Annotated in this window: 12 protein-coding genes; 5 read left to right on the forward strand and 7 right to left on the reverse strand. The window is 71.0% G+C overall.

All coding sequences use genetic code 11. The annotated features are described in order from the left end of the window. Positions 1–11: 11 nt before the first annotated feature. The 3 genes from ABZT93_RS35865 to ABZT93_RS35875 form a co-directional block, all read right to left on the reverse strand. On the reverse strand, positions 12–806 hold the full coding sequence (locus tag ABZT93_RS35865) for a polyprenol monophosphomannose synthase (protein WP_356112569.1): 795 nt from the start codon (positions 804–806) through the stop codon (positions 12–14). A 551-nt stretch (positions 807–1,357) separates the two neighbouring features. Further along, entirely contained in the window at positions 1,358–2,944 is a 1,587-nt protein-coding gene (locus ABZT93_RS35870) for an amidohydrolase (RefSeq protein WP_356112570.1), read from the reverse strand. Between the two features lie 121 nt (positions 2,945–3,065). Further along, positions 3,066–3,506 (reverse strand): Lrp/AsnC family transcriptional regulator, encoded by a 441-nt coding sequence (locus tag ABZT93_RS35875; protein ID WP_037714765.1) that lies wholly within the window; start codon positions 3,504–3,506, stop codon positions 3,066–3,068. A gap of 268 nt (positions 3,507–3,774) precedes the next feature. On the opposite strand from ABZT93_RS35875, the gene ABZT93_RS35880 reads away from it, so the two are divergent. Continuing rightward, positions 3,775–4,212 (forward strand): hypothetical protein, encoded by a 438-nt coding sequence (locus ABZT93_RS35880; RefSeq protein ID WP_356112572.1) that lies wholly within the window; start codon positions 3,775–3,777, stop codon positions 4,210–4,212. A gap of 374 nt (positions 4,213–4,586) precedes the next feature. Next, complete coding sequence (locus ABZT93_RS35885) at positions 4,587–4,823, forward strand: hypothetical protein (protein ID WP_356112574.1); 237 nt, start codon at positions 4,587–4,589, stop codon at positions 4,821–4,823. Here ABZT93_RS35885 and ABZT93_RS35890 read toward each other — a convergent pair. Next, positions 4,786–5,958, reverse strand: a complete 1,173-nt coding sequence (locus ABZT93_RS35890; protein ID WP_356112575.1) for an acyl-CoA dehydrogenase — start codon at positions 5,956–5,958, stop codon at positions 4,786–4,788. The genes ABZT93_RS35885 and ABZT93_RS35890 overlap by 38 nt on opposite strands. Before the next feature lie 342 nt (positions 5,959–6,300). Here ABZT93_RS35890 and ABZT93_RS35895 point away from each other — a divergent pair, with 342 nt between their 5' ends. Next, complete coding sequence (locus ABZT93_RS35895; protein ID WP_356112577.1) at positions 6,301–7,533, forward strand: glycoside hydrolase family 18 protein; 1,233 nt, start codon at positions 6,301–6,303, stop codon at positions 7,531–7,533. A gap of 61 nt (positions 7,534–7,594) precedes the next feature. On the opposite strand, the gene ABZT93_RS35900 is transcribed toward ABZT93_RS35895, so the two are convergent. From ABZT93_RS35900 to ABZT93_RS35910, 3 genes are all read right to left on the reverse strand, one after another. After that, positions 7,595–8,257 carry a helix-turn-helix domain-containing protein gene (locus ABZT93_RS35900; RefSeq protein ID WP_356112579.1) on the reverse strand — a complete coding sequence of 221 codons (663 nt, stop codon included), beginning with the start codon at positions 8,255–8,257 and terminating at the stop codon, positions 7,595–7,597. Between the two features lie 66 nt (positions 8,258–8,323). Beyond that, positions 8,324–8,464 carry an SCO1431 family membrane protein gene (locus ABZT93_RS35905; RefSeq protein WP_356112580.1) on the reverse strand — a complete coding sequence of 47 codons (141 nt, stop codon included), beginning with the start codon at positions 8,462–8,464 and terminating at the stop codon, positions 8,324–8,326. A 140-nt stretch (positions 8,465–8,604) separates the two neighbouring features. Next, entirely contained in the window at positions 8,605–9,966 is a 1,362-nt protein-coding gene (locus ABZT93_RS35910) for a peptidase C39 family protein (protein ID WP_356112582.1), read from the reverse strand. Between the two features lie 222 nt (positions 9,967–10,188). Here ABZT93_RS35910 and ABZT93_RS35915 point away from each other — a divergent pair, with 222 nt between their 5' ends. Both ABZT93_RS35915 and ABZT93_RS35920 read left to right on the forward strand, forming a co-directional pair. Then, positions 10,189–10,809, forward strand: coding sequence for a hypothetical protein (locus ABZT93_RS35915; protein WP_356112588.1), 621 nt, complete (start codon positions 10,189–10,191; stop codon positions 10,807–10,809). Positions 10,810–11,241: 432 nt separating this feature from the next. After that, the gene (locus ABZT93_RS35920; RefSeq protein ID WP_356112584.1) at positions 11,242–13,107 is read left to right on the forward strand and encodes an AAA family ATPase; all 1,866 of its coding nucleotides are present in this window, start codon (positions 11,242–11,244) and stop codon (positions 13,105–13,107) included. Positions 13,108–13,202 lie beyond the last annotated feature (95 nt).

Here is a 13,202-nt window from a genome sequence, read left to right on the forward strand (position 1 = left end):
CGGTCGTAGGACTACGGCTGTGCGCGCTTCTTCCGCGCCGTGATCCGGCCGACCCGCTCCCCCACGCCCCAGGTGGTGACCCGCCACAGGGCCTCCACGAGGATGTCGCGGCTCATCTTGGAGTGGCCGAGTTCACGCTCGACGAAGGTGATCGGCACCTCGACGACGTGGTAGCCGGCCTTGACCGCGCGGCGGGCCAGGTCGACCTGGAAGCAGTAGCCCTGGGAGGCGACGTCGTCGAGGCCGAGACCTTCGAGGGTCTCGCGGCGGAAGGCGCGGTAGCCGCCCGTGATGTCACGGAGGGGAAGATCGAGGGCGACGCGCGAGTAGAGGCTGCCGCCGCGGGAGATGAACTCGCGGGACCTGGGCCAGTTCACGACCCGGCCGCCGGCCACCCAGCGGGAGCCGAGGACCAGGTCGGCGCTCTTGAGGGCGGTCAGCAGGCGGGGCAGTTCCTCGGGCTGGTGGGAGCCGTCGGCGTCCATCTCGACCAGGACGCCGTAGCCGTGCTCCAGGCCCCAGTGGAAGCCGGCGAGATAGGCGGCGCCGAGGCCCTCCTTGCCCTTGCGGTGCAGGATCTGGACCTGGTCGTCCTCGACGGCCAGTTCGTCGGCGAGCTTGCCGGTGCCGTCGGGGCTGTTGTCGTCGGCCACGAGGACGTGCGCCTCCGGGACGGCCCTGCGCACCCGGCCGACGATGGCCTTGATGTTCTCCGCCTCGTTGTAGGTCGGAATGATCACCAACGCCGTGCCGAGCGGGCCGAATCGCCTCTCCTGGCCCGGGTGGGTGCCGTCACCGTCGTTCACTGCTGCCCCTTCGAGTCAATGCGCAGGCGTCCACCATAGTGCGCACGGCCTGCGATGACGTGACAAGGCGTTCGTATGCTGGTGTCGTTTCCGCAAGAGCGGGGTAAGAATAAGAGTTTCGGCCATATTGGCGGAATTGTCGCCCTCGCTGCGGATGGGGGCCCGGCGCCCTTCGGGCCGACCTGGGGCCCGCTGGCTGCGGGTCGACCGAAAGCCGTTGTCTACTGAACGCCCGGGCCCCACCCGGGTCACACCTCCCCGACCGGACGGAACGTTCCCTCGCCGTGGCGCGAGCGCTGAGCCTGGCTCCCAGTGGCGGTGTTCCGGTGCGGCACACCGTCCCTGACCCAGCGGCGCTGCGACGACTGGGCGAAGGTTCCCCGGTCGGGCGTCCGGTGGTGGACCCGGCCGAACCTACCGGCCCCCTGCCGTCGGCTGTCAACAGTCGTTTGACCTGCACTTCTTCCGCCAACGCCCTGGTCAGGCCGGAGGATGCGCAGGTCGCGCGACAGCGGGGCGGCGGGCGATCGTCACCGCGCCACCCCCACAGATCACTCGCCCGGCCGTACGAAGACCGTCCGTCCGCCGACCACGGTGCGCAGACAGACGGGCAGGTCACGGCCCGGCGTGAGATCGGGCAGGCCGGGGGTGCCGGAGCGGGGGTCGGTGGACCAGCGGGCGACCCGGTCGTCGGGGGCCTGCACGACCAGCTCGCCGGTGCGCCACACCGCGTAGTCGGCGGGGGCGCCGGGCACCAGGACGCCCGCGTCGTCCCGGCCGACCGCCCGCCAGCCGCCGCGGGTGTGCGCGGTGAAGGCCGCGCGCACGGAGACGCGGTGCTCGGGGGTCTGGTGGAAGGCGGCCGCGCGGACCGTGCCCCACGGGTCGAGAGGGGTGACGGGGCTGTCGGAGCCGAAGGCCAGTGGGACACCGGCGCGCAGGAGGGCCGCGAAGGGGTTCAGACGGCTCGCCCGCTCCCGTCCCAGGCGCCGGGCGTACATGCCGTCCTCGCCGCCCCACAGGGCGTCGAAGGCGGGCTGGACGGACGCGGTCAGACCGAGCTCGGCGAAGGCCGCGATGGCCTCGGGGGAGAGCATCTCGACGTGCTCGACGCGGTGCCGGGCGGCACGGACGCGGGCGAGGCCGAGTTTCTCCGCGGCGGTGCGGACGCCGTCGACCACCGCGGTGACCGCCGCGTCGCCGATCGCGTGGAAGCCGGCCTGGAGGCCTGCCTCGGTGCACGCGATGACATGGGCGGCCACGGCGGCGGCGTCCAGGTAGGCGCGGCCGGTGTGGTCGGCGTCGGTGTACGGCTCGTGCAGACATGCGGTGTGGGAGCCGAGGGCGCCGTCGACGAAGAGATCTCCGGCGGCGCCGAGCGCACCGAGCTCACGCGCCTTGTCGACGTCCTGCTCGGCCCAGTAGCCGACGACCCTCGGACCGGGCTCCTCGCCCGCCAGCTGCAGCAGCCCCGTGAAGTCGTCCTCGGAGGAGATCTCGGGGCCTGCGCATTCGTGAACGGTGCCGATGCCGAGGGCGGCGGCGTGGGCGAGGGCGGCGCGCTGGGCCTCGACGCGCTGGGCGGGTGTGACGGAACCGAGTGCCGTGGCGCGCACGGTGTGGTGGGCGTCGGCGGTCAGGGGACCGTCCACGGGGCCCAGGGACGTCAGGTCGAGGAGTGCCGTCGTCGCGACCGCCGAGTGGACGTCGATACGGCTGAGGTACAGGGGCCGGCCACCGGTCGCCTCGTCGAGTTCCGCGCGCGTGGGCGGGCGGCCGCCGGGCCAGCGGGCGGCGTCCCAGCCGTGGCCGAGGAGCACGCGGTCGTCCGGGCGGGCGGTCGCGAAGTCCCGTACGAGGCGCAGGGCCGCGTCCAGGGAGGGGGCCTCGGAGAGGTCGAGGCCGGTGAGGGCGAGGCCGGTGGCGGTCGTGTGCACATGTGCGTCGGTGAACGCGGGGGTGACCAGAGCGCCGTCCAGGTCCACGACTTCGTCGACACCGTCCGCGAAGGCGTCGGCGGCGCCTTCGGAACCGACCCAGGCCACCTGTCCCCGTTCGACGACCATCGCGGTGGCGAAGGGGTCGGCGGGGCTGTGGACCTCGCCGCGGCGGAGGAGGACGGTGTTCGGTTCGCTCATGAGGGACAGTTTCGCAGGAGGCCTCGCGCCGCGAGGGTGCGGGTCGCCGTGCCGGGTGCCGGTCCCGTGGGGCTGGTCGCGCGGTTCCCCGCACCCCTGAAGGGCACCGGTCCCCGTCCGTTCAGATGCGCGGCGGCCGTGCCTCGTACGGGGTCGACAGCACCACCGTCGTGCGCGTCGAGACGCCCGCGAGCGACCTCAGGCGCGCCAGCAGTTCCTCCAGCTCGTGCGGAGTCGCCACCCGCACCTTCAGGATGTAGTTCTCGTCGCCCGCCACGCTGTGGCACGCCTCGATCTCGGGGACGCCCTTCAGGCGGTCCGCGATGTCGTCGGGGGCGCTGGGGTCGAACGGTTTCACCGAGATGAAGGCGGTCATGGGCAGGCCCACCGCCTCGGGGTCGACCACCGCGGCGTACCCGCGGATGACTCCGCGCTGCTCCAGCCGTCGCACCCGCTGGTGCACGGCCGAGGTGGACAGGCCCGTGGCCTTGCCCAGGTCCGTGTAACTCATCCGCCCGTCCTTGACGAGCAGCTGCACGATTTGTCGGTCCAGCTCCTCCATGGCGCAAGAACCTACAGTGCGCCTGATCTCCTCGGATACCTGAGTGCCCCAGGTCATGGCCGGTTCGTGATGTGACGGGCAGGTACCGGTGAGCCGCGTGCGGGACAAAGCGACCGCCAGGGGCATCTGCGAGCGGCATGTGACGAAGGCCACACCTCCGCGAGGGCCTCCGTGATGGTCTCGTGATTACCGCCACGACGGGACGGGAAGTGCTTGCTGTGGTCGAGGCCGCAGTGCCTTCACGGCCCAGCCCGAGGGGGAGAACCCAATGCAGAGTCTTCAGCGTCCTGGTCGTACCGCGCCCAAGCGCCTCCAGGCGGTTGTCGAGTCCGAGCCGGAGGGTGTCGAACGCGACGCTCTCGACGAGGAGTTCGACGCGTACGACACCTTCGAGATGTACCGGGTGATCTGCCCGGACTGCGCGCAGCCCATCGCCCTGCTGGCGGACGAGGAGGTGCTGCCGGAGCACGCGCTGTGCGCCTCGCCTTGGAATCCGTTCGGCCTCACGGTCTGCGCCGGTACGGGTCGCAGGGCCTCCGAGGCCCGGTCGGCGGACGAGTCGGCGGAGCCCCAGGAGCAGGACACGGCCCTGCTGTTGACGCTCCCGCAGGGGCTCGACTGGCGGACCCAGCCGTTCTCGCACGTCGGCGGCCCGGGTTCGCGCCCCATGCGCGTGCCGGTGATGCGCCGCCAGGCCGCCGCCTGAGCCGTCCCGCTCAACCCCCGTAGCTGCCCTGCGCCATGGCTCGCAGCGTGCCGTGGTGCAGATCAGCGTGTCCGGGATTGCCGGTACCGCCGCTGTCAGGGCTGCCAGAGTCCCTTCAGCGGGAACTCGGCTCCCTTCATGGGGACTTGGTCACGCGTGCGAGCCAACAGCCCGACCGTGGCGGGTTGCCTCGCACGACACCCCGTCCTGGCGGTGGTGCGAGGCGCCGCCTCGCAGCTCAACACGACGTCACGCGGCGGGCGTTCGAACTCGGACGCTGCAGGGTCGGCCAGACGTTCCCGCCGGACGTCCGTGAACTCACGCTCGATTGCGGACACCGGTGACCCGGTCGGCGACTTCCGCGTTGCCCCGGTATGAACCGTACGTATGCACCGGTCGCAGAATCGGTTCCGCCGACCCCGTTCCCCTTCCGACCGGCCCCGCCGCCGCTCCAGGACCCGCCCATCTACCGGGACCTGATGCGCACCTGGGCGAGTGGCGGCCGCACTCTGCCGGGGCGCCACGACCCGGAGTGGGTACGGCTCGCGGCACCACAGGTCAGACCGGGTCAGTTCAGCGGGTCTCCGGACCCGCTAGGTGACGGGCGATGACCATCCGCTGGATCTGGTTGGTGCCCTCGACGATCTGGAGGACCTTGGCCTCGCGCATGTACCGTTCGGCCGGGAAGTCCGCGGTGTAGCCGTAGCCGCCCAGGACCTGGACGGCGTCGGTGGTGACCTTCATCGCGGTGTCGGTGCAGTGCAGCTTGGCCATGGCCGCCTGCTTGGCGAAGGGCCGTCCGGCGTCGCGCAGCCGCGCCGCCGCGAGGTACAGCGCCCGGCCGGCCTCGATCTGGGTCGCCATGTCGGCGAGCATGAAGCGCAGCCCCTGGAAGTCGGCGATGGGCCGCCCGAACTGCTGTCGCCCGGTCGCATAGCCGACCGCCTCGTCGAGGGCGGCCTGCGCCACTCCGATCGCGCAGGCCGCGATGCCGAGCCGCCCCGAGTCGAGCGCGGACAGGGCGATCGCGAAGCCCTGCCCCTCGTCGCCGACGCGCCGCGCGTCCGGGACGCGCACCCCGTCGAAGTGGACCTGGGCGGTGGGCGAGCCCTTCATGCCCATCTTCTTCTCCGGCACCGCCGCGCTCACGCCGTCCGCGTCGGCGGGCACCAGGAACGCGGTGATCCCGCGCGGGCCCTCCTCGCCGGTGCGCGCCATGACGGTGTAGAAGTCGGCGACCCCGCCGTGGGTGATCCAGGCCTTGGTACCCGTGATCACCCACTCGTCGCCGTCCCGGACCGCTCTGGTGCGCAGCGAGGCCGCGTCCGAGCCGGACGAGGGCTCGGAGAGGCAGTAGGCGCCGAGCAGTCCGCCGCCGAGCATCGCGGGCAGGTGCTCGACCTGCTGTTCCTTGGTGCCGTAGGTGGCGAGCGCGTAGGAGGCGAGGGTGTGCACGCTGACACCGAGGCCGACGGTGAGGCGGGCCGCGGCGAGCTCCTCGAGAACCTGGAGGTAGACCTCGTACGGCTGGTCGGCGCCGCCGTGCTCGGAGTCGTACGGCAGGCCGAGCAGTCCGGTCCGGGAGAGCAGGGTGAAGACCTCGCGCGGGAAGTGCCCGGCGTCCTCCTCCTCGGCCGCCTGGGGGGCGATCTCGCGCTGCGCGATGTCGCGGACGAGCGAGATCAGGTCCCGGGCCTCATCCGTGGGCAGTTGCCGGTCCACCGGCTGCGGGGCGCGGTCGGGCATGGCGACGCTCTCCTCCCTGTAGGGCGCTGGCGGGCGCACGCCGTGGGGTGGGGCGGCTCCGCAGGTCTCACTGGGCGCTGGTCGCTGCTCGCGTCTCCCGGGTCACGGAAGCTGCTGACCAGCGGCTGCGCCCTGTGAGTATGCCCGAAAGGAGACACCCGGTCACTGGTTAACGACCGCTTACTTCAAGATATCTCAGGCCACCGACAACCCGCCTCGAATCGACCCGGGATTGGTCCGAACCATTGACCGGGTGGTCTAGTCCTCCTACTCTTCCGGCAGCGCTTCATCGCGTTCATGCCAATCGGCTGGCGTTCCCCTCTCCCCCACGAGGAGACACCGATGCACCTTCCCCACCGCGCCCGCTTCCGGGCGCTGATCTCCGCCGCGTGCTGCGCGGTCCTCGGCGCGGGCCTGCTGGCCGGTGCGAGCAGCGCCACCGCGAGCCCCGGGACTCCGCAGGTGAAGGCGGCCGGCTCCAAGGTCGTCGGCTACTTCACCGAATGGGGCACCTACGACCGCAAGTACTACGTCAAGAACATCGAGACCTCCGGTTCGGCGGCGAAGCTGACCCACATCAACTACGCCTTCGGCAACGTCACCGGCGGCAAGTGCGCCATGGGAGACGCCTACGCGGCCACCGACCGGACCTACACCGCGGCCGAGTCCGTGGACGGCGTCGCCGACACCTGGGACCAGCCGCTGCGGGGCAACTTCAACCAGCTGCGCGAGCTGAAGAAGAAGCACCCGGGCCTGAAGGTCCTCTGGTCCTTCGGCGGCTGGACCTGGTCGAGCGGTTTCGGCGAGGCCGCCCGCAACCCCGCAGCCTTCGCGCAGTCCTGCTACGACCTGGTCGAGAACTCCAAGTGGGCCGACGTCTTCGACGGCATCGACATCGACTGGGAGTACCCGAACGCCTGCGGCAACACCTGTGACACCAGCGGCAGGGAGGCGTTCAAGAACCTGATGGCGGCGCTGCGTTCGAAGTTCGGGAGCGGTTCGCTGGTCACCGCCGCGATCACCGCGGACGCGACGGCCGGCGGAAAGATCGACGCCGCGAACTACGCGGGTGCGGCCCAGTACGTCGACTGGTACAACCCGATGACGTACGACTACTTCGGCGCCTGGGACGCGGCAGGACCGACGGCCCCGCACTCGCCGCTGAACTCCTACTCCGGCATCCCCAGGGCGGGTTACTACACGTCTGCGACCATCGCCAAGCTCAGGGGCCTCGGCATCCCGGCCTCGAAGCTGCTGATCGGCATCGGCTTCTACGGCCGCGGCTGGACCGGCGTCACCCAGGCGGCGCCCGGCGGCACCGCGACGGGTCCGGCGGCGGGCACCTACGAGCAGGGCATCGAGGACTACAAGGTGCTCAAGACCAAGTGCCCGGCGACGGGGACCGTGGGCGGCACGGCGTACGCCAAGTGCGGGAACAACTGGTGGAGTTACGACACCCCCGCGACGATCGCGACGAAGATGACGTACAAGAACCAGCAGGGCCTGGGCGGCACCTTCTTCTGGGAGCTGAGCGGGGACACCTCGGGCGGAGAGCTGATCAGGGCGATCAACTGACCGATTCCGAGCAGGACTTGGGGCGGGGGACCACGAGCCTCCGCCCCAACCCCTGCGGCCGTCACATGTCGCGGCGGGCCGGGTCCGGGGCCGGGTGCGTGGGGTCCAGCTCCTCGATGGCGCGCATCGAGGCACCGAGCGTCTTCACCAGGAGGTCGCGCATGGTGTCGCGGGAGAGCTGGGGCGGGCCGTCGATCCAGGCGAGGGTGGCACCCTCGACACTGCACACCCAGGCGAGCAGGCCCATGCGGGCCAGCGGGGAGATGTCGGAACGGCCGTACGCCCCTTCGGCGATGGTCGCGACGATCGCCTCACGCACCCCGTCCCGGATGGCGTGCACCTCGGCGTCGAAACCGACACCGCCGCTGACGACGGTGCGGTAGGCCGCCTGGTTGTGTTCGGCGTACCGCAGATAGCTGTCCAGGGTGCGGTGGACGCGGTCCACCTGCTCCATCTCCAGGCCGCTCGCCGCGTAGGTGACCAGGTCGGCGACGGAGTCCTGGATGATCGCCAGGTAGTAGCCCCGCTTGGACTGGAAGTAGTAGTAGATCAGCCCCTTGGCGACATGCGCCTGCTTGGCGATGTCGTCCATGGAGAGCGCGTCGTAGGACGTGTCCGCGAACAACTTCCGCCCGATGGCGATGAGTTCGGCGCGGCGCGCAACCGAGCGCTCGGTGCCGCGAGCCCGCGGCCGGGCGGCTTCACGCTGATCACTGATATTCAAATTTCGACCCTGGTCTCGGGCTGGCGGCGGGACATGCGCAGTATGTCAGGTCACCTGTGGATCAGGTCACAGCAGGCCGAGCTGCGTGACGAGCATCGCGATCACCGCGACGAGGGCCCAGCCCGCGACATGTTCGAGGATCTTCGGACCGTGGTCCTCGGGGCCGCCGGTACGGGTGCGGGCGGCGGTGGCAGAGTGTGCGGTCATGGCGTCTCGCTGATCTCGGAGTACTGGTCGGATCCCCCCGCCGATCCGTCCACCTTGCCACTCTCGGTCGCTTTTGCGGCCGAGACCTTGGTCACAGCGCGACGGCCCCCGACGGACGCCGGGGGCCGTCGCGGGGCGCCTCAGCGCACGCCCACCGCCGCGAGCGCCCTGCGCTGGCGCGGGGTCGGACAGACCGGGAAGTACAGATAGCAGACGCCTCCGGTGCCGGAGACGACCTTGCCACTGGCGTTGTACCGCTTGGTGCGCAGCCAGATGTTCTCCCACTCCCGCCGCTTGTAGACGCGCCGCACCGCCTCGTCGCCCGGCGAGGCCGGGTCGTTGGCGATCACATCGCCGTCGGTGGTGAAGCCGATCACCGTCATCAGGTGGCCCGAGGTGCCGTAACCGGCCCCGGTGAGCTCCTCCTTGAGGAACGACTGGGACGTTATGGCCGGGATACCGGCCGCGATCAGCCTCTCCAGGTCGGTGAGCGAGCCGAGCCGGGTCACCACGCCCTGGAGGTCCTTGAAGGTGGCCGCGTAGGCCGCGTTGAACGGCCAGTTGCCGCAGCCCTCGTACTGGTAGTCGTAGGTGTACCGAGCCGCGTGGCAGACCTGCGGGTCGGCGTACGACGGTTCGACCCAGGCCAGCTGCTCCTTGGTGAGCCTGCCGCCCCAGTACTCGATGATCATCTGCGAGGAGGTGGGGCTGCACCATGCCTCGCCGCCGTTGTCGTACTCCGGGTACTGGCCCTTGTGGATCTCCTGCGAGTAGCGCGGGACGATCAGCTCCCGGGCGGGACCGGGCGTGGAGGCCGGGACGGTGAAGCGGTCCGGGACGTCCGAGCCCATCGCGCCGAGCCGCCACACGGTCGGCGTGTTCTTCGCGCCGGGCTTGCGGTACAGGGTCAGCCGCAGCCGGTACGACGACAGGCGCAGCCCGGTCGACGGGTCGTCGATGGCGAAGGTGTCCGTCCAGATCGTGCTCTTGCCGTCGGTCTGGTCGTCGACCGAGGTCCGCTTGATGTCCCCGTCACCGGCCGCCCAGCGGCCCATCACGTACCAGGGAGTGGCCGTGCCGTCGGAGTACGTCCCCTGGAGCTCGATCTGGATCCAGGTGCCGGCCGGGGTGCGGGCGTTCCAGGAGGCGATCACCTCGGTCGAGGGCACGGCGAGTGCGTGGACCGGGGAGGTCCAGGTCGTGTACTCCCAGGTGGCGGTGGTCCGGGTGTGCGGGTCGGTGTACTCGGTGGTGCCCGCGGGGGTGCCGATCACGACCCCGGGGCGTCGGCCGGCGACGGCACGGGTGCCGTCGGCGGTGCCGCTGCGCCAGTCGCGGTACGTGGTCCAGGCGTGGTTGTCGACCAGGCGGGCGGTGGTCTCGTCGGGTTCCGCTGCGGCCGTGTCGCCGACGGCGTTCGCGGGACCCGCGCCGCCTGCCACCGCGGCGGCGACCGCGACGGCCAGAACGGTTCTGCGGGACGGCTGTTCGGCTCTGCTCATGGGTGGGAAGACCCCCAGGTGTCCGAGTCGGGGCGGTTCCAATGCACGGTCGTGCGGCCAACTATGGATGAGGCGGCATGGTCCTGCCAGCACTTCGGACCGTGCCACGCCCACGAATATTGGTCTCGTCCACTGGCATGACCTGGGAATCCTTGGTTCCGTCGTCTGGTGCCGACCGTCACTAGACTGGCCACGCCCCGCCCGTCCGCCCCCAGGAACGCCGTGCACGACCTCGCCTCCCGGCTCCGCCGACTTCCGCCGTCCTGCGGCCCGGTCCGTCTGATCGGCGTCGACGGGCACGCCGGTTCCGGAAAGTCCACGTTCGCCGGGCAGTTGGCCGACGCCCTCGGCGGCGCGCCGGTGCTGCACCTGGACGACATCGCCAGCCACGCCGAACTGTTCCACTGGACCGGCCGGCTGCTGAGCGAGGTGATCACCCCGCTCGGCCGTGGTGAGACCGCGCAGTATGCCCCCTACGACTGGCACGCGCGCCGCTTCGGGCCGCCCCGCGCCCTGCCGCCCGCGCCGGTGATCCTCCTGGAGGGGGTCGGCGCCGGCCGGCGCGCGCTGAGACCGCACCTGGCGCGGCTGCTGTGGATGGAGCTGCCCCGCGAGGAGTCCTGGGCACGCGGCCGCTCCCGGGACGGGGCGGAACAGCGGGAGTTCTGGGAGGGATGGGTCACGGCGGAACAACGGCATTTCGCCGAAGACCCCTCCAGGCCCTTCGCCGACCTTTTGGTACGGCAGTGTCAGAAGGGGTACGCGATCACCACAGGGCCTGCCGGTACCGTTGGACCGGACCACGATGTCACACACGGTGACGGTCCGGCGGCGATGTGTTGAACCTGTGAAGACCCACCGGTAGGAACTTGCCTGAGTCGCCCAACTCCGCTTGACCGAGGGGTCGTACAGGTCTTACGTTCTCAATGTGCGGTCGTTCGAGACCGCCCGCAGTCGCGAAGCCCCCGGTTGTTCCCCCGTGATCGGGGGCTTCGTTCTGCCCTTACCGGGTTTTCCGGACGCCGTGAGGCGCCGTTCGCTCACCCTCGGTCACCATCCGCGGTGCGCCCCATCTGCTCCCACCTCGCCAAACGGCCTGTGCGGCACCCTACGGCGGGCGACACCTCCGCAGGTACGATGCCCTCGGTGCGGCCTACGGACTACTGCTCTGCGCACCGTTGCAACTCCGGTCCGCGGCACAGCGGTTGGACGAAGGCGGCCACCGGGCGTCGGCCCGGCGGTGAAACCACGGGGGCACGGTTTGTGGGGGACGTGATGGATTTCGGCACGCAGGGCCCCGAGGCCCCGGCCGACCTCGCCTGGCTGCGAGGGGTGGACGCCTACACGATGGGCGCCTATCCCCAGGCGGAGGAGGAGTTCCGGGCCGCGGTGCGGATCGATCCCGGGATGGCCGACGGCTGGCTCGGACTGCACGCGCTGCGCGTCGACACGACGACCGCGCTGCTCAGGATGTTCCGGCACCGCGAGCGCTTCGGCGAACAGCGGGCGCGGCACCGGCGCACCCTCAACTCCTGGTACTGGCTGGGCTGGTGGGTGCAGCCGGTGTTGGAGAGCCCGCGTGACCTGCTGCTCGCGCACGCCTCGCACTGGCTGGACGGCCGCCATGTCCCCGAGCTGGACCGGGCCCTCGCGGGCCTGCCTCCGGTGGACACCGACCACCAGGTCCGCTTCCTGCACGCCTGCCGCGCCTATCTCGTCAAGGACTGGGAACAACTGGTCCGGCACACCGACCCGCTGATCGACGACGCCATGCTCGGCATCGAGGCGGGCCTGTTCGGGGGCATGGCCCGGGTCCGCCTGGAGATGTACGGCCAGGCCGAACCCCTGCTCTCGGCGGCCCTGATGCGCTGTCGCAGCGAGCAGCCCCAGCGCAAGGAGCTGCGGTACTGGCTGGCCCGGGCGCACGAGGGGACGGGCCGCTCCGCCGCCGCGCTCCCCCTCTACCGGGCGGTGCACCGTGTCGACCCCGCCTTCATGGACACCTCGGCCCGGCTCGCCGCGATCGCCGAGGGCGACGGGTACGACGACCCGGCCGACCTCGCGGCGATCACGCTCACCGGGTTCGGCCAGGACATGCTGGAAGGGCCCGACGGTATCGACCCGCTGTTCGGCGTCGAGGGGCGGGAGCTGAAGCTCTCCGATCCGGAGCCGCCGCCCACCGGTCCGCTGCCCTCGATGACCGACCCGGCCGGACGAGAGAGGTCCGGCGCGGGGGCGGAGCCGCTGCCCGCGGGGCCCACCGATCCGGTCTTACTGGAGGAGGCGCTCACCGAGCTGGAGCGCATGGTGGGGCTGGAGCCCGTGAAGCGCCAGGTCAAGGCCCTGTCCGCCCAGTTGAACATGGCCCGCCTGCGCGCCGGGCAGGGCCTGCCGGTCCAGCCGCCCAAACGTCACTTCGTCTTCTCGGGGCCCTCCGGTACCGGCAAGACCACGGTGGCCCGCATCCTGGGCCGCGTCTTCTACGCCCTCGGGCTGCTCGGCGGCGACCATCTCGTCGAGGCGCAGCGGGCCGATCTGGTCGGTGAGTATCTCGGCCAGACAGCGGTCAAGGCGAACGAACTGATCGACTCGGCGCTGGGCGGGGTCCTCTTCGTCGACGAGGCCTATTCGCTCTCCAACTCCGGTTACGGCAAAGGGGACGCGTACGGCGACGAGGCCCTCCAGGTCCTGCTGAAGCGGGCCGAGGACAACCGGGACCACCTGGTCGTGATCCTGGCGGGCTACCCGGAGGGCATGGACCGGCTGCTGGCCGCCAACCCCGGGCTGTCGTCCCGCTTCACCACCCGCGTCGACTTCCCGTCCTACCGCCCCCTCGAACTCACCTCCATCGGCGAGGTGCTGGCGGCGGACAACGGTGACATCTGGGACGAGGAGGCGCTGGACGAGCTGCGTTCCATCGCCGGACACGTGGTGGAACAGGGGTGGATCGACGAGCTGGGCAACGGACGGTTCCTGCGGACGCTGTACGAGAAGAGCTGCGCGTATCGGGATCTTCGGTTGTCGACGTATCCGGGAATGCTGAGCCGGGACGACTTGTCGACACTTCGGCTTCCGGATCTGATGCAGGCGTACGGGGAGGTCTTGTCGGGGCGGGGGCCTCAGGATCCGTCGGCGATGTGAGTCTTTCGGCTGCGGGCCGGTGGGGCCTCTCGCGCAGTTCCCCGCGCCCCTGAAAGCGGTGGGTGCAGCTGGGCAGGCCTTGACTGCACCCACCC

This window comes from Streptomyces sp. NPDC005303, assembly GCF_040607335.1.
Lineage (GTDB): Bacteria > Actinomycetota > Actinomycetes > Streptomycetales > Streptomycetaceae > Streptomyces.

Bases quoted from the DNA above. Each gene is read 5' to 3' on its own strand.
- ABZT93_RS35870 (WP_356112570.1), bottom strand. From the start codon at position 2,944: ATGAGCGAACCGAACACCGTCCTCCTCCGCCGCGGCGAGGTCCACAGC.
- ABZT93_RS35875 (WP_037714765.1), bottom strand. From the start codon at position 3,506: ATGGAGGAGCTGGACCGACAAATCGTGCAGCTGCTCGTCAAGGACGGG.
- ABZT93_RS35880 (WP_356112572.1), top strand. From the start codon at position 3,775: ATGCAGAGTCTTCAGCGTCCTGGTCGTACCGCGCCCAAGCGCCTCCAG.
- ABZT93_RS35885 (WP_356112574.1), top strand. From the start codon at position 4,587: ATGAACCGTACGTATGCACCGGTCGCAGAATCGGTTCCGCCGACCCCG.
- ABZT93_RS35890 (WP_356112575.1), bottom strand. From the start codon at position 5,958: ATGCCCGACCGCGCCCCGCAGCCGGTGGACCGGCAACTGCCCACGGAT.
- ABZT93_RS35895 (WP_356112577.1), top strand. From the start codon at position 6,301: ATGCACCTTCCCCACCGCGCCCGCTTCCGGGCGCTGATCTCCGCCGCG.
- ABZT93_RS35905 (WP_356112580.1), bottom strand. From the start codon at position 8,464: ATGACCGCACACTCTGCCACCGCCGCCCGCACCCGTACCGGCGGCCCC.
- ABZT93_RS35910 (WP_356112582.1), bottom strand. From the start codon at position 9,966: ATGAGCAGAGCCGAACAGCCGTCCCGCAGAACCGTTCTGGCCGTCGCG.
- ABZT93_RS35920 (WP_356112584.1), top strand. From the start codon at position 11,242: ATGGATTTCGGCACGCAGGGCCCCGAGGCCCCGGCCGACCTCGCCTGG.